The 16,755-nt window shown below is 65.9% G+C and carries 16 protein-coding genes; 6 read left to right on the plus strand and 10 right to left on the minus strand.

Features of this window, described 5'->3' with window-relative positions:
- Positions 1–69: 69 nt before the first annotated feature.
- Positions 70–924 (plus strand): pirin family protein, encoded by an 855-nt coding sequence (locus tag WQQ_RS11595; RefSeq protein WP_007185367.1) that lies wholly within the window; start codon positions 70–72, stop codon positions 922–924.
- 77 nt (positions 925–1,001) lie between these two features.
- Here the strand turns inward: WQQ_RS11595 and WQQ_RS11600 are convergent, their stop codons facing one another.
- From WQQ_RS11600 to WQQ_RS24655, 4 genes are read right to left on the minus strand one after another with little or no spacing between them, the layout of a single operon-like run.
- The gene (locus WQQ_RS11600) at positions 1,002–2,816 is read right to left on the minus strand and encodes a DUF885 domain-containing protein (RefSeq protein ID WP_007185368.1); all 1,815 of its coding nucleotides are present in this window, start codon (positions 2,814–2,816) and stop codon (positions 1,002–1,004) included.
- Between the two features lie 51 nt (positions 2,817–2,867).
- Positions 2,868–4,253: a sigma-54-dependent transcriptional regulator gene (locus WQQ_RS11605; protein ID WP_007185369.1), complete on the minus strand. Its 1,386-nt coding sequence runs from the start codon at positions 4,251–4,253 to the stop codon at positions 2,868–2,870.
- Positions 4,250–5,896 (minus strand): two-component system sensor histidine kinase NtrB, encoded by a 1,647-nt coding sequence (locus WQQ_RS11610; protein WP_192812973.1) that lies wholly within the window; start codon positions 5,894–5,896, stop codon positions 4,250–4,252. Before WQQ_RS11610 ends, WQQ_RS11605 begins: the two co-directional genes overlap by 4 nt.
- On the minus strand, positions 5,893–6,117 hold the full coding sequence (locus WQQ_RS24655) for a hypothetical protein (protein ID WP_007185371.1): 225 nt from the start codon (positions 6,115–6,117) through the stop codon (positions 5,893–5,895). The genes WQQ_RS11610 and WQQ_RS24655 overlap by 4 nt, the downstream gene beginning before the upstream one ends.
- Positions 6,118–6,267: 150 nt before the next feature.
- On the opposite strand from WQQ_RS24655, the gene sucC reads away from it, so the two are divergent.
- Together sucC and sucD are read left to right on the plus strand one after the other, a co-directional pair.
- Complete coding sequence (gene sucC / locus WQQ_RS11620) at positions 6,268–7,434, plus strand: ADP-forming succinate--CoA ligase subunit beta (RefSeq protein ID WP_007185372.1); 1,167 nt, start codon at positions 6,268–6,270, stop codon at positions 7,432–7,434.
- A gap of 3 nt (positions 7,435–7,437) precedes the next feature.
- A complete protein-coding gene (gene sucD, locus WQQ_RS11625; RefSeq protein WP_007185373.1) occupies positions 7,438–8,316 on the plus strand; it encodes a succinate--CoA ligase subunit alpha in 879 nt (292 codons plus the stop codon).
- Positions 8,317–8,408: 92 nt separating this feature from the next.
- On the opposite strand, the gene WQQ_RS11630 is transcribed toward sucD, so the two are convergent.
- Together WQQ_RS11630 and WQQ_RS11635 are read right to left on the minus strand one after the other, a co-directional pair.
- Positions 8,409–10,478 (minus strand): NAD(+) synthase, encoded by a 2,070-nt coding sequence (locus tag WQQ_RS11630; RefSeq protein WP_007185374.1) that lies wholly within the window; start codon positions 10,476–10,478, stop codon positions 8,409–8,411.
- Positions 10,479–10,564: 86 nt separating this feature from the next.
- Positions 10,565–11,497, minus strand: coding sequence for an outer membrane protein assembly factor BamD (locus tag WQQ_RS11635; RefSeq protein ID WP_007185375.1), 933 nt, complete (start codon positions 11,495–11,497; stop codon positions 10,565–10,567).
- 96 nt (positions 11,498–11,593) lie between these two features.
- Between WQQ_RS11635 and rluD the strand changes: the two genes are divergently transcribed.
- Positions 11,594–12,619 carry a 23S rRNA pseudouridine(1911/1915/1917) synthase RluD gene (gene rluD / locus WQQ_RS11640; RefSeq protein ID WP_007185376.1) on the plus strand — a complete coding sequence of 342 codons (1,026 nt, stop codon included), beginning with the start codon at positions 11,594–11,596 and terminating at the stop codon, positions 12,617–12,619.
- Between the two features lie 21 nt (positions 12,620–12,640).
- On the opposite strand, the gene yrfG is transcribed toward rluD, so the two are convergent.
- Complete coding sequence (gene yrfG, locus WQQ_RS11645; protein ID WP_007185377.1) at positions 12,641–13,321, minus strand: GMP/IMP nucleotidase; 681 nt, start codon at positions 13,319–13,321, stop codon at positions 12,641–12,643.
- 17 nt (positions 13,322–13,338) lie between these two features.
- Between yrfG and cysQ the strand changes: the two genes are divergently transcribed.
- Together cysQ and WQQ_RS11655 are read left to right on the plus strand one after the other, a co-directional pair.
- A complete protein-coding gene (cysQ, locus tag WQQ_RS11650; RefSeq protein WP_007185378.1) occupies positions 13,339–14,145 on the plus strand; it encodes a 3'(2'),5'-bisphosphate nucleotidase CysQ in 807 nt (268 codons plus the stop codon).
- A 7-nt stretch (positions 14,146–14,152) separates the two neighbouring features.
- Positions 14,153–14,680, plus strand: coding sequence for a M15 family metallopeptidase (locus WQQ_RS11655; protein ID WP_007185379.1), 528 nt, complete (start codon positions 14,153–14,155; stop codon positions 14,678–14,680).
- 14 nt (positions 14,681–14,694) lie between these two features.
- On the opposite strand, the gene mtnC is transcribed toward WQQ_RS11655, so the two are convergent.
- The 3 genes from mtnC to WQQ_RS11670 form a co-directional block, all read right to left on the minus strand.
- Entirely contained in the window at positions 14,695–15,372 is a 678-nt protein-coding gene (mtnC, locus tag WQQ_RS11660; RefSeq protein WP_007185380.1) for an acireductone synthase, read from the minus strand.
- A 139-nt stretch (positions 15,373–15,511) separates the two neighbouring features.
- Positions 15,512–16,093 (minus strand): 1,2-dihydroxy-3-keto-5-methylthiopentene dioxygenase, encoded by a 582-nt coding sequence (locus WQQ_RS11665; RefSeq protein ID WP_007185381.1) that lies wholly within the window; start codon positions 16,091–16,093, stop codon positions 15,512–15,514.
- The gene (locus tag WQQ_RS11670; RefSeq protein WP_007185382.1) at positions 16,090–16,698 is read right to left on the minus strand and encodes a methylthioribulose 1-phosphate dehydratase; all 609 of its coding nucleotides are present in this window, start codon (positions 16,696–16,698) and stop codon (positions 16,090–16,092) included. Before WQQ_RS11670 ends, WQQ_RS11665 begins: the two co-directional genes overlap by 4 nt.
- Positions 16,699–16,755 lie beyond the last annotated feature (57 nt).

The following is a 16,755-nucleotide window of genomic DNA, read 5'->3' on the forward strand; positions in this document are numbered from 1 at the left end:
CCTCACCCCTACTCCTCTCCCGAAGGGGAGAGGGGTTTTCCACGCACAGGAGCAACCCAGGAGTATTCCATGACCACCCCGCGCCAACTCAGACAAACCATTCCGGGCCAGCCGACTTCCGACGGGGCCGGCGTCAAGCTGTCACGCTCGATCGGGGCGATGCCGGGCCTGCGCGTGGATCCGTTTCTGATGCTCGACGAGTTCTACACCGACCAGCCGAGCGATTATCTGGCCGGCTTTCCGGCGCATCCGCATCGCGGCTTCGAAACCGTCACCTACATGCTCGACGGGCACATGCAGCACAAGGATCACCTCGGCAATACCGGTGATCTTTCGCCCGGCGACGTGCAGTGGATGACGGCCGCGCGCGGCATCATCCATTCGGAAATGCCGCAGCAGACCGAAGGCCGCATGCGCGGCTTCCAGCTCTGGCTCAACCTGCCGGCGGCCGAGAAGATGAAGCCCGCTTCGTATCGCGACATTCCGTCGGCGCAGATTCCGAGCGCGCCGCTCGATGGCGGCGGAACCGCTCGCGTGATCGCCGGCCAGCTCGTGCAGGATACCGGCGTCACCGTCGGCCCGGTTTCGGGTGGAACGACCGATCCGCTGTACTTCGATCTGCATGTCGATGCCAATGCGCAGGTGAGCGTGCCGGTGAGCTCGGGTCACAACGCCTTCGTCTATCTCTACGAAGGCAGCGCGAGCATCGACGAGCGTCCGATCGCCCTGCGCGGCGCGGCCTTGCTGTCGGATGGCGATGCGCTGTTGGTTCGAGCCGGCGAGAGCGGTGCGCGCATGCTGCTGATCGCGGGCAAGCCGCTGCACGAGCCGGTCGTGCAATACGGCCCTTTCGTGATGAACACGCGCGAGCAGATCGAGCAGGCGCTGGCCGATTATCAGAGCGGGAATTTCGGTCGCAGCTGATCGCGGTTGACGTGACGCCTTGAAAACAAGAAGCGCGGCTCTGTTCGAACCCAGAGCCGCGCTTCCTGCGTCTGCATTCAGGGATTCTTCGCCGGAGCCGGCTTGCGGCTCTTGATCCAGGCATCCATGCGTGCTTCGAGTATGTTCAGCGGCACCGCGCCAGAGGCGAGCACCGCGTCGTGGAAGGCGCGAATGTCGAAGCTGTCGCCGAGCTCGCTTTCCGCACGCGAGCGCAGCTCCTTGATCTTGAGCTCGCCGATCTTGTACGCGGTCGCCTGCCCGGGCATCGCGATGTAACGATCGATCTCGTTGACGATGTCGAGCTCGGTCTTCGGGCAATTGCTCTTGAAGTAATCGATCGCCTGTTCGCGCGTCCAGCCCTTGGCATGCAGGCCGGTATCGACGACCAGGCGCACCGCGCGCCACATCTCGTAGCTGAGCTGGCCGAAGCGCGAATACGGGTCCTTGTAGAGCCCGAGTTCACCGCCGAGCGATTCCGAATACAAACCCCAGCCTTCAACGTAGGCCGTGAAGCCGTTGCCGTACTTGCGGAAGGCCGGCATTTCGCCGAGCTCCTGCTGCAAGGCGAGTTGCAGGTGATGTCCGGGCACCGCCTCGTGCGAGGTCAGCGCTTCCATCTCCCACTTCGGCCGCGTTTCCGGCTTGTAGAGATTCACGTAGTAGTAACCGGCGCGTCCGCCGCCTTCGGCCGAGGGCGGATAGTAGTAGGCGGTGGTGGTGTCGGGCGCCGAAATATCCGGAATCGCACGCACACCATAAGGCGTGCGCGGCAGCTTGCCGAACAGGCGCAGCAGCTCGGGCTCGATGCGCTTTGCGATCAGCGTGTAGCCGGTCAGCAGATCGTTCGGGTTCTTGTAGAAGAACTGCGGATCGCTGCGCAGGAACCGGAAAAAAGCGTTCAGATCGCCCTTGAATCCGACCTGCTCGCGAATCGTTTCCATCGCTTCGCGTATACGCGCGACTTCCGCCAGGCCGATGTCGTGAATGCGGTCGGGCGTCAGCGAGGTGGTCGTGTTCGAGCGCACGAGATACGCATAGAACTCGGCGCCGCCGGGCTGCGCGGAAAGCCCGACCGCGTCGGGCGATCGCGGCAGGTACTCGGTGTCGAAATAAGCTTGCAGGCGCTGGTACGCGGGCAGCACGACATCGCGCACCGCAGCTTCGCCTTCACCGCGCAGGCGCTCGGCTTCGCTGGCCGGCAATGAGGGGTTGATCGTCCTGAACGGCGCGTAATACGCGGAGAGCTTCGGATCGTCGACGAGCTGCTGCGCGATCTGGCTCGACACGCGCCGCATGATCACCTGCGGATAGCCGCGGCCCTGCGCGATGCCGAGCTTCATCAGTGCGATGGTCTGATCGGTGTAGCGGCCGAAGGCGCGCAGGCGCGCGATCCAGTTGTCGTAATCCTTGACGCTGTCGAAGCGCAGCGCCTCGAGCACTTCGTTCGCCGTCTGCAGGCCGTTGCGCTGCTCGATCGGGCGCAGGTGGCCGCCGTGCTCGTAGAACTGCTCGCTGTCCTCCATGAGCTGGCGGAACAGGTCGTAGTTGAGCTGATCGTCGATATCGAGCTTGCCGCGATCGATCGTCGCGAGCTTTTGCAGCGCCTGGCGGTTGCCCGCGCGATGCTTGGTAATGGCTTCGGGCGACAGATCGTCCCAGCGATCGTTGAAGCGCGCATCGCCCAGATAGGTCGCGAGCAGGGGGCTCTCCTGCAGATTGCGTTCCCAGTCCTGCTGGAACAGCGCGTGCAAGGCCGCGGTGGAATCGGCCGCGATGGCCGGTCGCGCTCCATCGGGAGCCCTGTTGTCGCAGCCTGCGACCAGCAACAGCGCGGATGCCGCGCAAGCCTGCGCGAGTCTGGCAATGCTCATGCTCGAACCTTTCGTGTGGGGCTCGCGGAAAAGCGCCGCGCGACCGCGGCGTCAATCCATGCCCAGTTTCTTGAGTCTATAGCGCAGCTGGCGAAAGCTCATGCCGAGCAGCTCGGCCGCGCGGGTCTTGTTGTAGCGCGCCTTTTCGAGCGCAGCGCGGATCGCTTGCTTCTCGATCTCTTCGATCTGCTCGTCGAGCGCCGGCGCGGCGTCGCCACGGGAGGGCGTCGACGCGGATTCACCGCCGCCGCCGCGCAGTTGCAGATCGCCGGCTTCGATGCGCTCGCCGTCGCACAGCGTGATCGCGCGTTCGAGCAGGTTCTCGAGTTCGCGCACGTTGCCCGGGAAGTCGTAGCTCGTGAGTCGTTGCAGCGCGGCGGCGTCCAGCGTCGGCGTCGCCGTCATGCCGGCTTCGGATGCCAGGCGCTGCAGGATGCTCTGCGCGAGCAGGGCGATGTCGCCGCGACGTTCTCGCAGCGCGGGCGTGCGCACGTCGATCACGTTGAGCCGGTAGTACAGGTCCTGTCTGAACGCGCCGCTCGCGACGAGCGCGGACAGGTCGCGATGCGTGGCCGAGATGATGCGCACGTTGACCGCGAGTTCGGCTTCGCTGCCGACCGGCCGCACACGCCGCTCCTGCAGCGCGCGCAGCAGTTTCACCTGCATGTGCAACGGAAGGTCTGCGACTTCATCGAGAAACAGCGTGCCGCCCTCGGCCGATTGGAACAGCCCGTTCTTGTCGCGCAGCGCGCCCGTGAAGCTGCCTTTGAGATGGCCGAAGAACTCGCTCTCCATGAGCTCGTTCGGAATCGCGCCGCAATTGACCGGCACGAACGGCCCGCTGCCGCGCGGGCCGCGTTCGTGGATGAGCCGGGCGACGAGTTCCTTGCCGGTGCCCGATTCGCCGTGGATATGCACGGGCGCCTGGCTGCGCGCGAGGCGTTCGATGAGCCCGCGCAATTGCTGCATCGCCGGGTCGTGGCCGAGCAGGCCGCCCTGGTCTTCGCCGGCTTCGGGCCTGGCCGGCGCGTTCGCCGCCGGCGTGCTCCTGAGCCGCAGGCCGGTCTCGACGAGCTTGCGCAGGGCCGCGAGATCGACCGGCTTGGAGACGAAGTCGAAAGCCCCGGCCTTGAGGCTTTCGACCGCGGCCTGGGCGTTGCCGTAGGCGGTGATCACCGCGATCGGCATGCCGCAATGACGCTTCTGCACGAACTCGACGAGTTCCACGCCGAGGCCGTCGGGCAGGCGCATGTCGGTGAAGCAGAAATCGAAGCTGCGTTCGGCGAGCCAGCCGCGCGCCTCGGACAGCGTGGCTGCGGATTCGGTCTTCACGCCCATGCGCGAGAGCGTGATCTCGATGAGCTCGCGAATGTCCGCCTCGTCGTCGACGATCAGGGCCGTGGCGGGCACGGCGGACTTGGCGGATACGCGGGTCATTGGGCGGGCAAGGGACTCGCGAAGCTGATGCGGAAGCGGGCCCCGACGACTTCGTTCGGTGACTCGGCGCCGCGGTAGGCGATGCGCGCCTGATTGTATTCACAGAGTTCGCGCGTCAGGAAAAGCCCGAGGCCGGTTCCCTGATGAGCGGTCGTGAAGAAGGGTTCGAACATGCGTTCGCGCAAGGCTTCGGGAATGCCGGCGCCATTGTCGGAGACTTCGAGCCAGGGCTTGCCGAGTTCGTCCACACCGGCCGACAGCAGCACCATCACCGACGAGCTTTCGCTCGCGCCATGGCTGAACGCGTTGTCCCAGAGGTTGAACAGGATCTGCTGTAGGTGATCGGCATCGAAGCGCACCGAAAGACTCGCCGGGATGTCGAGCAGCTCGATCGGCCGTGGTTGGTCAGGGAAGCCTTCCTGGTAGTGGCCGGCGAAGCGCACGAGGCAAGCCTTGAGCGCGAGCGTCTGCGGGTTGGCGGGCTCGCGGCGCGACATCGCAAGCACGTCGCGTACGATCTTCTCGATGCGTTCGCTGTGGCGGCGGATCATTTCGAGCAGGCGCTTGTCCTGCGCGTGATCGTCGTGCGTGAACACCTCGGATTCGGCCAGCAGCTCGGTGGCGTGATGGATCGCCGACAGTGGGTTGCGGATTTCGTGCGCGATGTTCGCCGACAGCCGGCCGAGCGCTGCGAGCTTCATCTGCTGCGCCTGCTCGCGCAGGCGTGTGGCATCGTCGAGCACGATCAGCGCGGCGCCATGGCCGTCGTAGTGCCGGCCCAGGCGCGAGATGCGCGGAATGATTTCGGCACCGTCGGCATGCAGGCTCAGCGGCGTGGCATCCGAATGCCCGCTTTCGCGCCAGTGCCGCAACACGCGGGCGATCGGCGAGGCATGCGGTTCGAGTCGCGCGCCGTGCAGGTCGTCGCTGAAGCCGAGCAGCTGCGCCGCGGCCGCGTTGTAGCTGCGGATGTAGCCGTCGTCGTCGACCACCAGCACGCCGCTCTGCATGCTCGCGACGATGCTTTCGTTGAGTTCGGACAGGCTCTCGAACTCGCTGCCGACCTGCTCGGCGAGCGCCTCGCTCGCTCGCGCGCGCCGAGCCACCGTATTGGCCGCGAGCCCGGCGCCGAACAGCATCAGGCCGAGCACGCCGGAGGCGGTGAAATCGCTCGACTGCGTCTGATGATCGAGCCCGCGCAGAATCTCGACCCCGAACACCGCCAGCGTGGCGATGGCCGCCTGCAGCATCGCCATGCGCCGGGACATCACCAGCGCCGCGGCCACCACCGGGGTGACCAGCAGCGTGCCGAGGCCGGTGCCGATGCCGCCGCAGGTCAGCAACAGCAAGGCCAGGCTGGCGATGTCGATGCCCACCTGCAGCTGAGCCTGCGCCGCCAGCTCGGGCTGACGCCGCGGCAGCAAGCCCATCAGCACCAGCGCGGAGACGCCGTAGAGGATGCAGGTGCTGCGGAACGATTCGCTGTGGACCGCCGGAAACAGCTGATCGGCGTAATCGCTTTCGAAGATGAAGACGAGCGCCGAAACCAGCAGCAGCCGGTACAGCGACAGCAGGCGCAGGACGCGCCATTCCTCGTTCCTCGTCGGCAACGATAGCGGTGCCGGCGAAGCGGGGTCGATCAATCCGAGCACCGGCCGCAGCGGCCGCTGCGGGACAAGGTGGAGACGGGCAGGTAAGTGCCGCACTGAGGACAGCGTGCCATCGGTTCGAAACGCTCGCGGTCGGCTTGCGGGTCCTGCCGATGATTGTGGCCGCCGGGCGGACGCAGCTGACCGCTCCATTGCTTCCAGAGCGTCCAGCCGAGCCAGGCGAGGCCGGCCAAAATCAGCAGTCGAGTGAGCATTCCGAGATCCAGATCGCAGGAGCGGCGAGTCTAGCCCGCGGCCGGGATCGGTGGCGGCATTGGCCGACAGGCGTTTTGCAAGGGCCTACTATCGCGTACCTACTATTTAGTAGAAAATCGACAGGCTTAATCCGCCGAAGAGAGACGATAATGAACCTGCACGAATATCAGGCCAAGGCGTTGTTCGCGCGCTATGGCATCCCGGTGCCCGAGGGCATTCTGGCCGAGAGCCCCGAAGCGGCCCGCGCCGCGGCCAAACAGCTGGGCACCGAAAAGGTGGTGGTGAAGGCCCAGGTCCACGCCGGTGCGCGCGGCAAGGCCGGTGGCGTGAAGCTGGTCGACAGCCCCGAAGCGGCCGAAGAAGTGGCCAAGAACCTGCTCGGCAAGAACCTGGTGACGATCCAGACCGACGCCAAGGGCCTTCCGGTGAACTCGGTGTACGTCGAGAAGCCGTCGAACATCGCGCGCGAGCTGTACCTGTCGGCCCTGGTCGACCGCACGCAGGAAAAGATCGTGTTCATGGCCTCGCCGGACGGCGGCATGGACATCGAGGAAGTGGCGCACAACACGCCGGAACGCATCAAGCATGTGTTCGTGTCCCCGACCGCCGGCCTGCAGCCCTACCAGGCGCGCGAACTCGGCTTCTTCCTGGGCCTGAACAAAGAGCAGGTCGAGCAGTTCACCAAGGTGCTGACGGGCCTTTACCACATCTTCACCGAGCGCGACGCCAGCCTCGTCGAGATCAATCCGCTGATCGTGACCAAGGAAGGCAACATCTTCGCGCTCGACGGCAAGCTCAACTTCGACGACAACGCGCTGTTCCGCCAGAAGGAAATCGCCAGCCAGCGCGATCCCTCGCAGGAAGACGAGCGCGAGCGCCTGGCCAGCAAGTACGACCTCAACTACGTCACGCTCGAAGGCAACATCGGCTGCATGGTCAACGGCGCGGGCCTGGCGATGGCGACGATGGACATCGTCAAGCTGCACGGCGGCCAGCCGGCGAACTTCCTCGACGTCGGTGGCGGCACCACGGCCGAGAAGGTCACCGAAGCGTTCAAGCTCATCACGAGCTCGCCGGAAGTGAAGGCGATCTTCATCAACATCTTCGGCGGCATCGTGCGCTGTGACCTGATTGCCGAAGGCATCATCGCCGCGGTCAAGCAGGTCGGCCTGAAGATCCCTGTGGTTGCCCGTCTGCAGGGAACCAATATGGAGAAAGGACAAGCGTTGTTACGCGAATCCGGCCTGGCGGTCACGCCGGTCTCCGATCTCACCGAAGCGGCGCAGACGGTCGTTCGTCTGGCGCAGGGGAAGTAAGCAATGTCGATCCTGATCAACAAAGACACCAAGGTCATCTGCCAGGGCTTCACGGGCAAGCAGGGCACCTTCCATTCGGAACAGGCGATCGCCTACGGCACCAAGATGGTCGGCGGCGTGTCGCCGGGCAAGGGCGGCGGCAAGCACCTGAACCTGCCGGTGTTCAACACCGCGCATGACGCGGTCAAGGACACCGGGGCGGATGCGACGATGATCTACGTTCCGGCGCCGGGCGCGGCCGACGCGATCCTCGAAGCGGCCGACGCGGGCATCAAGGTCATCATCTGCATCACCGAAGGCATTCCGGTGACCGACATGATCAAGGTCAAGGCCACGCTGCGCGCGCAGTATCCGAACAGCGTGCTGATCGGACCGAACTGCCCGGGTGTGATCACGCCGGGCGAATGCAAGATCGGCATCATGCCGGGCCACATCCACAAGCCGGGCAAGATCGGCGTGGTGTCGCGTTCGGGCACGCTGACGTACGAAACCGTGCACCAGACCACGCAGAACGGCCTGGGTCAGTCGACCTGCGTCGGCATCGGCGGCGACCCGGTTCGCGGCCTGGGCTTCATCGACGTGATCAGCCTGTTCGAGAAGGATCCGCAGACCGAAGGCATCATCATGGTCGGCGAAATCGGCGGCAGCAGCGAAGAAGAAGCGGCCGAGTACATCAAGGCCAACGTCAAGAAGCCGGTGGTGGCCTACATCGCGGGCGTGACGGCGCCTCCGGGCAAGCGCATGGGCCATGCCGGCGCGATCATCGCGGGCGGCAAGGGCACGGCGGACGAGAAGTTCGCGGCGCTCGAAGCGGCCGGCGTGAAGACGGTGCGTTCGCCGGCCGATCTCGGCGCGGCCATGCTGTCGCTACTCAAGAAGTAAGCTTCCAAGCTTCTGGAGTGGTTCGAAAGGCCCGCGCAAGCGGGCCTTTTGCTTGGCGCGGCCTGGGCCTTGGCCGCCATTTCGGCACGCCGCTATTTCGGCACTTTGTCGTCGAGCTCGCGCAGCCAGACCTGCGCATTGCCGTCCGACGGCGCGCGCCAATCCCCGCGCGGGGACAGCGAGCCGCCGGCGACGACTTTCGGGCCGTTCGGCATCGCCGAGCGCTTGAACTGGCTGAAGCCGAAGAAGCGCCGCACGAACACCTCGAGCCAGCGGCGGATCACCGGCAGCTCGTAGGCGAGTTGCTTCGCCTCGGGCAGGTGGGCGGGCCAGTGGCCGCGCTGCGCATCGCCCCAGGCGTGCAGCGCCAGGAACGCGATCTTGCTCGGCTTGAAGCCGTAGCGCAGCGTGTAGAACAGGTTGAAGTCCTGCAGCGCGTACGGGCCGATCTTCTGCTCGGTGCTCTGCATCGCCCCGCCGGCGTCGGCCGGAATCAGCTCGGGTGAAATCTCGGTGTCAAGGATGCGCTGCAAGGTCGGGCCCACCTCGCTGCTGAACTGCCCGCTCGCGATGACCCAGCGGATCAGGTGCTGCAGCAGCGTCTTCGGCACGCCCGCGTTGACGTTGTAGTGCGACATCTGGTCGCCGACGCCATAGGTGCACCAGCCGAGCGCGAGCTCGGACAGATCGCCGGTGCCGACGACGAAGCCGCTGTGCCGGTTGGCGAGCCGGAACAGATAGTCGGTGCGCAGGCCGGCCTGCACGTTCTCGAAAGTCACGTCGTAGACCGCGGCGCCGCGCTCGCCCCTGGCGTACGGATGATCGAGATCGGCGAGCATCTGCTGCGCCGCCGGCTTGATGTCGAGCTCGCCATAACTCACGCCGAGCGCCTGCATGAGCGCGATGGCGTTGCGCTTGGTGTCGTCGCCGGTGCCGAAGCCCGGCATCGTATAGGCGCGGATGTCCGAACGCGGCAGGCCGAGCAGGTCGAAGGCCTGCGCCGTCACCAGCAGCGCCTGCGTCGAATCGAGCCCGCCCGAAACGCCGATCACCGCGACGCGGCTGCCGGTGGCGCGCATGCGCTGGGCCAGGCCGCTGACCTGGATGTTGTAGGCCTCGTAGCAATCCTGATTGAGCCGCTGCTCGTCGTTCGGCACAAACGGATAGCGGTCGACGCTGCGCAGCAGGCCCAGGTCGCGGATCGGCGGCGCGAGCTCGAATTCGATGCGGCGGAAGCTCGCGCTGCGCGGCTGCAGGCGCGCGTTGTCGTCGAAGGTGCCGATGCGCAGGCGTTCCTGGCGGATCAGGTCGAGGTCGAGATCGGCGATCGCCATGCGGTCGCCGCGCGGGAAGCGGTCGGTGGTTTCGAGCCGGGTGCCGCACTCGAAGATTTCGGCCTGGCCGTCCCAGGCCAGGTCGGTGGTCGACTCGCCCGAGCCCGCGGCCGCGTAGACGTAGGCGGCGAGGCAGCGCGCCGACTGCGACTGGCACAGCAGGCTGCGCGTGTCGGCCTTGCCGATGGTGATGTTGCTGGCCGACAGGTTCGCGAGCACGGTCGCGCCGGCCAGCGCGGCGGTCGCGCTCGGCGGGATCGGCACCCACAGGTCTTCGCAGATTTCGGCGTGGATGACGAGGCCGTTCAGATCGCTCGCGGTGAACAGCAGGTCGCTGCCGAACGGGGCCTGCAGGCGGCCGATGCGGATTTCCTGCGTCTCGCAATCGTGCCCGCTCGCGAAATGCCGGCGCTCGTAGAACTCGCGGTAGTTCGGCAGGTGCATCTTCGGCACCACGCCGAGCAGCTTGCCGCGATGGATCGCGAGCGCGGCGTTGTAGAGCCGGCCGCGATGGCGCACGGGGGCGCCGACGAGCAGCAGCGGCAACCAGTCGGCCGAATAGGCGACGAGGCGCTCGACCTGCGTTTCGACCGCATCGAGCAGCGCGTCCTGCAGCAGCAGATCGTCGATCGAATAGGCCGACAGCGCGAGTTCGGGAAACACCAGCAGCGCCGCGCCCTGTTCGCCGGCCCTTGCGGCCAGGCGCGCGATGGATTCGGCGTTGGCCTGCGGATCGGCCAGCGCGACTTCGAACGTGCAGGCCGCTACGCGGGCGAAACCGCGCCGGTACAGGGACAGGAACTCGGTGGGTGCAGGGTCGTCAGCCATGAGATCGCTCGTCGAAGCTTTGCGATTCTACAGACTGCCCCGGTGCGCTGAACCGTCGCCGAGCCGTCGCCGACGCTGGCCCTGGCTCAGGGCTGCGGAGCAGCGGGGTCGGCGGCGGCCGGCGTGGTTCCTTCCGGGGGCGGTACCGCGGTCGAATCGGGCACGTCGGCGTTGTCGCTGCCGCCGAGCAGGCGCTTCCACCAGGGTGCTTTCTCGGTGCCGCCGAGATCGAGCACCGCAGCGCCCGGGTTGGGCTGGCCGGCGAGCAGGCGGGCAGCATCGTCGGCCTGCTCGTTGAGGCCGGCACGGCGATAGGCCGATTCCATCAATTCGAGTGCCTCGAAAGTGGCCGGAGCGCCCGGATACTGCGCGATCACCTGCTCGGCGCGCTTGGCCGCGGCGATGTAGGCCCCGCGCTTGACGTAGAAGCGCACCACGCCGACTTCGTGCAGCGCGATCTTGTTGCGCAGGTACACCATGCGCTCGCGCGCATCGCTGCGGTATCGGCTGTCCGGGAAGCGCTGGATCAGCATCGAGAAGTTGTCGAAGGCGCGGCTATCGGCCGAGACGTCGCCCAGGTAGCTCTGTACGCCGAGCATGCTGCTGAACGAAGGATCGCGATAGAACTCGGTCAGGCCCTTCAAGTACAGCACGTAGTCGATGTGGCCATTGCGCGGATGCTCGCGCATGAACTTATCGGCTGCCGACAGCGCGCGGTCGCTGTCGGAATTGCGGTACAGCGCATAGATGCGCTCGATCTCGCCCTGGGTGGCGATCTCGGTGAACGGGTAGCGCTTGGACAAGTCCTCGTAGTACGCGATGGCGGACTGCCACTGGCTCGAATCCAGGTCCTTGCGGGCCAGTCTGTACAATGCGGCTGCTTCGGCCTTGAGTTGAGCCTCGCTCTTCTCGCTCGTGTCGAAGGCCGGTCCCTTCTTCTTCTCGTTGCTGCAGGCGGTGACGCCCAATGCGAGAGCGACCACGAGGGCCGCCGCCAGGGAACGCTGGTAGTTCTTCATTCTCGGGATGGCGAGGAGAGCAGCAATCGTGCTGCGAACACAGACGAGTGAACGGCCGCTAGGCGGTCTTGGAGACAGCTTTGCGGAGTATAGCCCATGAACACTGAGGCACCGGACGACTTAGATGACCTCGACAGCGCCGGTTCAGTTCCGCAGGAGAGCGGGCGTCCGACCGCCGAGGTGACGCCCGAGCTCGACGGCCTGCGTCTCGATGCGGCGGCCGCCCGGCTGTTCGAGGGTCACTCGCGCTCGCGCATCCAGCAGTGGATGGAGGAAGGCAGCCTGCTCGTCAACGGCGCGCCGGTGAAACGCCTGCGCGACCTCGCCCGCACCGGCGACAGGCTTGAACTGCTCGCCGATGCGCCCGAAGCCAACTGGGACGTGACGCCGCAGGACTTGCCGATCGACGTGGCCTACGCCGACGATGCGATCGCGATCATCCGCAAGCCGGCCGGGCTGACCGTGCATCCGGGCGCCGGCCAGCGCGCCAGTACCCTGCAGAACGCGCTGCTGCATCACTTCCCGCAGACCATCAACGTGCCGCGCGCCGGCATCGTGCACCGGCTCGACAAGGACACTTCGGGCCTGCTCGTGGTGGCGCTGACGCCGGTCGCGCACACGCGGCTCGTCGAAGCGCTTGCCGATCGCGACATCGGCCGCGAATACGACGCGCTGGTGACCGGCGCGATCGTCGCCGGCAGCACCATCGACGCCCATATCGGTCGGCATCCGCGCGATCGCCTGAAGATGGCGGTGACCACGGCCGGCCGCCGCGCGGTGACGCATTACCGCGTGCAGGAGCGCTTCAAGCATCACACCCTGCTGCGCGTGAAGCTCGAAACCGGGCGCACGCATCAGATTCGCGTGCACCTGGCGCATCTGAAGTGGCCGATCGTCGGCGATGCACTCTACGGCGGACGCGTCGCGCGCGGAGTCGGCATGAGCGAGAAGCTGCGCGCCGCGCTGCTCGCGTTTCCGCGCCAGGCCCTGCATGCGCGCGAGTTGCAGCTGGAGCATCCGATCACCGGCGAACTCATGCATTTCACGGCCGAGCCGCCGGAAGATTTCCAGGCGATGCTCGAATTGCTGCGCCGTGAAGAACGGCGCAACAACGCGCTTTAATACGGCGAGTCGATCAGCCAGTTAAAGCGGCAGCAGATCGCCGAGTCCGTCGCTCCAGGCGAACTCGGTGGCCTCGGCCTCGCTGAGCTCACGCGGCGGGCGCGTCGAATCGGGCCGCCGCATCGCGACGATCTGGCCGACGCCGTAGGCCCTGGCCGCGCGCAGCACCGGCAGGCTGTCGTCGGCGAACAGCGAGCTCTCGCGCGGGAACGCGTGCCGGGCCTGCAGCGCATCCCAGAACGCGGGGTGTTCCTTCGGCGCGCCGAACTGATGCGATGAGGCGATCACGTCGAACATCGGGCGTAATCCCACTTGATCGAGCTTGATCTGCCAGGCGTCCGGATGCGCGTTGGTGACCAGCCAGAGCTGCCGGCCCGAGGTTTTCACCGCTTCGAGGAACGCCAGGCTGTTGCCGATGAAGGCGACGCGCTCGCGAATCTCGTGCTTGAGCTGCTTGAGATCGAGTCCGGTGACCTCGCTCCAGTAATCGGTGCTGTACCAGGGCAGCGTGTGCTCGATCGCGCGGAACTTCGGCAGCAGCTCCTCGTGTGCTTTTTCGAGTGTGAGCCCGCGCGCCTGTGCGTAACGCTGCGGCACCAGGTCCATCCAGAAATAGTTGTCGAAGGCCAGGTCGAGAATCGTGCCGTCCATGTCGAGCAGCACGTGGTCGATCCGGCTCCAGTCGGGTTGCGCTTTCTTCATGGGCCTATCATAAGCCCATGCCCTACACCGACCTGCTCGAATCCGCGCTGTGCATCGCCACGCAAGCCGGCGAGCGCATCATGGCCATCTATCGCTCGGGCGATTTCACCGTCACCCACAAGGGCGACGATTCGCCGCTCACGCAGGCCGATCTCGCGGCGCATCGGTACATCGCCGACGAGCTCGCCAGGCTCGCGCCCGAGATTCCGCTGCTGTCGGAAGAAGACGCGGACATTGCGTATTCCACGCGCAGCACCTGGACGCGTTACTGGCTCGTCGATCCGCTCGACGGCACGCGCGAGTTCATCCGCCGCAATCCGGATTTCACCGTCAACATCGCGCTGATCGTCGACGGCTATCCGCAGCTGGGCGTCGTGCATGCGCCGGCACTCGGCATCAGCTGGATCGCAGCAGAGGGCGTGGGTTGCTGGCGCATCGAGAACGGCGAGCGTCGAGCGTTGAAGACGCGCCGCAAGCCCGAGCTGCCGGTCTTCGTCATCAGCCAGTCGCACCAGAACCCGGCGCTCGCCGAATTCCTCTCGCGCGCGCCGAAGCACGAGGCCGTGAGCCGCGGGTCTTCGCTCAAGTTCTGCCTGATCGCCGAAGGACTCGCCGATCTGTATCCGCGCACCGGTCCGATTTCGGAATGGGATTCGGGCGCCGGCCAGTGCGTCGCCGAGCAGGCCGGAGCACAGGTCCTGCGGCTGCCCGCGCGCACGCGCCTCGGTTACAACGAGAAGGCCTCGTTGATCAATCCGCTGTTCGCGGTGATCGGCGATCCGTCGGCCGACTGGGACGCGGTGCTCGCGAGCATTCGCGCTTGAGCGGGCGGTGAGCGCAAGCGTCGCCGAATTGCTGCGCGAACTCGGCGTGACACCGGCCGAGCTGCGCCGACGCGGGCTCAAGCGCTACGCGCAGGCGCGCACGCTGACGCCGGTCGGACTCGGCACCGACGGCCGCGACAAACTGCTGCATCCGCGCGCGGCGCGAGCTTGGCATTTGATGTGCGAGGCCGCGGCGGGCGAGGGCATCGAGTTGCTGCTGATCTCCGCGTTTCGCAGCGTCGATTATCAGATGCACCTGATCCGAGCCAAGCTCGCTCGCGGGATGACGATCGAGGACATCCTGCGGGTGAATGCGCCGCCGGGCCACAGCGAGCATCACACCGGACTGGCGGTCGATATCGGCAGCGCGGACGTTGGAGCACTCGACGAGGCTTTCGAGGACACGCCCGCGTTCGCCTGGCTCATGGTCCACGCGCAGCGCTTCGGCTTCGTGATGAGTTATCCGCGGAACAATGCACAGGGCTATCTCTACGAGCCCTGGCATTGGTGCTGGAAGCCTCGGCCACGCGGCTGAGGCGCAAGCAGGCCTCAGCCCAGCGGAACCTGCGAAAAATCGCGCGCCTGCGGATGCGCCTCGAACGGCTTGGCGTTGTCGTCGCGCAGCAGCTGGACGGTTTGCAGGCCGGCTTCGCGAGCGGCGTCGAGCTCTTCGCCGACATCCGACAGAAACAGCACTTCGCCGCCCGCAAGCCCGATCTGCTTGAGGATTTTTTTATACGACGCCGCTTCGCGCTTGCCGCCGACGCGGGTATCGAAATAACCCGAGAACAGCGGCGTCAGATCGCCGTATTCGGTGTGGCCGAAGATGAGCTTCTGCGCCTCCACCGAGCCCGACGAATAGACGTACAGCGCGAGCCCCTGCGCATGCCAGCGGCGCAGGAACTCGGGCGTGTCGGGGTAGACGTGACCTTTCAATTCACCGGCCTCGTAGCCGGTTTTCCAGATCAGGCCTTGCAGGGTCTTCAGCGGCGTCGCCTTGCGGTCTTCGGCGATCCACTGCTCGAGCGTGTCGGCCGCCTCGTCGATCGACAGATCCCAGCCGACCACGGCTTCGACATCGTCGATGAGCGACTGAATCTGCGCGTCTCCCGCATGCTCGCGCAGAAAGCGCCGCAGGTGCGCTTTGGCATAGGGGAACAGGGTTTTGTGGACGAACTCGATCGAGGAAGTTGTTCCCTCGATGTCGGTCACGATGGCCTTCAGCATGCTGACTCCGGAGCCATCCGTGGCGCAATGTTCCGGCCCGGCCCTCCATGGCCGGGCGCCCGCCGCAGACAACCTCCGCTGGACGCTGCCTTTTTTCCGGCTCGCCCCTCGATGTCCGTCACGGTTGCTTCGATGCCCATCAGGCCGCCAGCGTCTTCGCAAGATCCGGATAGTGCGGCGCTTCCAAGCGCGGGAAGCGATCAGCGATCTTGTCGCCCGTGAAGGTCGCCACCCAGCCCTCGGGCGTGGTGAACAGGCGGATCGCCTTGAGCTGCGGCTCGGCGCCGAGGTCGAACCAGTGCGTGATGCCGGCCGGCACGTTGAGCAGGTCGCCCTGCTTGCAACGGATCGCGTAGACCTTGCCGCCCGCGCGCAGGTTGAACAGGCCCTCGCCCTCGACGAAGAAGCGCACTTCGAAATCGTCGTGGGTGTGCTCGTGCAGGAACTTGTCGCGCATCGCGGCGCGCTGCGGGTGATCGGAATACAGGCTGATCACGTCGACGCTCTTGAAGCCGTAGGCCTTCATGAGACGGTCGATCGGTTCGCGATACGCGGCGATGATCTCGTCCTGGGTCGCTTCGCGGTCGAGTTCGGCCGAGGCTTCCCAGCGCTCGAACGAGACGTCGATCTTCGCGAGCTGGTCGCGAATGTCTTCGAAGCTTTGGTGTACGGACAGGGCCTTGTCGGCATCGCCGTCGGAATAAATGCGCAGCTCGCTCATCGTTTGTTCTCCAATTCCCTCAACTCGCACTCGAACATGAACTCGAGGGCTTCCACGCGGTGACGTGCTTGCGCCACCGTGCTACCCCAAGCGTACAAACCGTGCCCGGCGATCAGATACGCTGGCATGGCTACCTTCTTCATATGGTCATTCACGCGCGATGCCAGTCGCTGAATGTCCTGATCGTTCTCGAAAACCGGTATTTCCACCGCCGCGTCGTGTGTGGCGATGCCCGGCAGCAGCTTGAGCAGCTCGTAGCCGGCCAGGCGGATCGACTCGTAACGTCGCGACAGCAGCGTGTTGGCGACCGAATGCGTGTGCAGCACCGAGCCCACGCTCTCGTCGAAGCGATAGACCTGGCAATGCAGCAGGGTTTCGTACGAAGCCTTGCGGCTGCGGTCTTCCGGAGCGCCGTCGAGATCGGCGACCAGGAACGCACTGTCGTCGAGCTCGCCCTTATGCCAGCCGGACGCCGTGATCAGCATGCGGTCTGACGACAGGCGGGCCGAAAAGTTTCCGCCGGTCGCCGGCACCCAGCCACGCTGATGGAACAGCTGGCCCGCGGCGATCATGTCGCGGGCGGGTCGCGAAATTTCCAGGCTCACGGTCGGGGGCTCGAAAAAAGGGGGCGCACTGTACGGGATCGTCTGTGACAGCCGCAA

Source organism: Hydrocarboniphaga effusa AP103, from assembly GCF_000271305.1.
Lineage (GTDB): Bacteria > Pseudomonadota > Gammaproteobacteria > Nevskiales > Nevskiaceae > Hydrocarboniphaga > Hydrocarboniphaga effusa.

Excerpts from the sequence above, each read along its gene's own strand:
- WQQ_RS11635 (WP_007185375.1), bottom strand. The coding sequence starts at position 11,497 with ATGAAGAACTACCAGCGTTCCCTGGCGGCGGCCCTCGTGGTCGCTCTC.
- WQQ_RS11595 (WP_007185367.1), top strand. The coding sequence starts at position 70 with ATGACCACCCCGCGCCAACTCAGACAAACCATTCCGGGCCAGCCGACT.
- sucD (WP_007185373.1), top strand. The coding sequence starts at position 7,438 with ATGTCGATCCTGATCAACAAAGACACCAAGGTCATCTGCCAGGGCTTC.
- WQQ_RS11665 (WP_007185381.1), bottom strand. The coding sequence starts at position 16,093 with ATGAGCGAGCTGCGCATTTATTCCGACGGCGATGCCGACAAGGCCCTG.
- WQQ_RS11630 (WP_007185374.1), bottom strand. The coding sequence starts at position 10,478 with ATGGCTGACGACCCTGCACCCACCGAGTTCCTGTCCCTGTACCGGCGC.
- WQQ_RS11600 (WP_007185368.1), bottom strand. The coding sequence starts at position 2,816 with ATGAGCATTGCCAGACTCGCGCAGGCTTGCGCGGCATCCGCGCTGTTG.
- rluD (WP_007185376.1), top strand. The coding sequence starts at position 11,594 with ATGAACACTGAGGCACCGGACGACTTAGATGACCTCGACAGCGCCGGT.
- mtnC (WP_007185380.1), bottom strand. The coding sequence starts at position 15,372 with ATGCTGAAGGCCATCGTGACCGACATCGAGGGAACAACTTCCTCGATC.
- yrfG (WP_007185377.1), bottom strand. The coding sequence starts at position 13,321 with ATGAAGAAAGCGCAACCCGACTGGAGCCGGATCGACCACGTGCTGCTC.
- WQQ_RS24655 (WP_007185371.1), bottom strand. The coding sequence starts at position 6,117 with ATGCTCACTCGACTGCTGATTTTGGCCGGCCTCGCCTGGCTCGGCTGG.
- WQQ_RS11605 (WP_007185369.1), bottom strand. The coding sequence starts at position 4,253 with ATGACCCGCGTATCCGCCAAGTCCGCCGTGCCCGCCACGGCCCTGATC.
- sucC (WP_007185372.1), top strand. The coding sequence starts at position 6,268 with ATGAACCTGCACGAATATCAGGCCAAGGCGTTGTTCGCGCGCTATGGC.
- cysQ (WP_007185378.1), top strand. The coding sequence starts at position 13,339 with ATGCCCTACACCGACCTGCTCGAATCCGCGCTGTGCATCGCCACGCAA.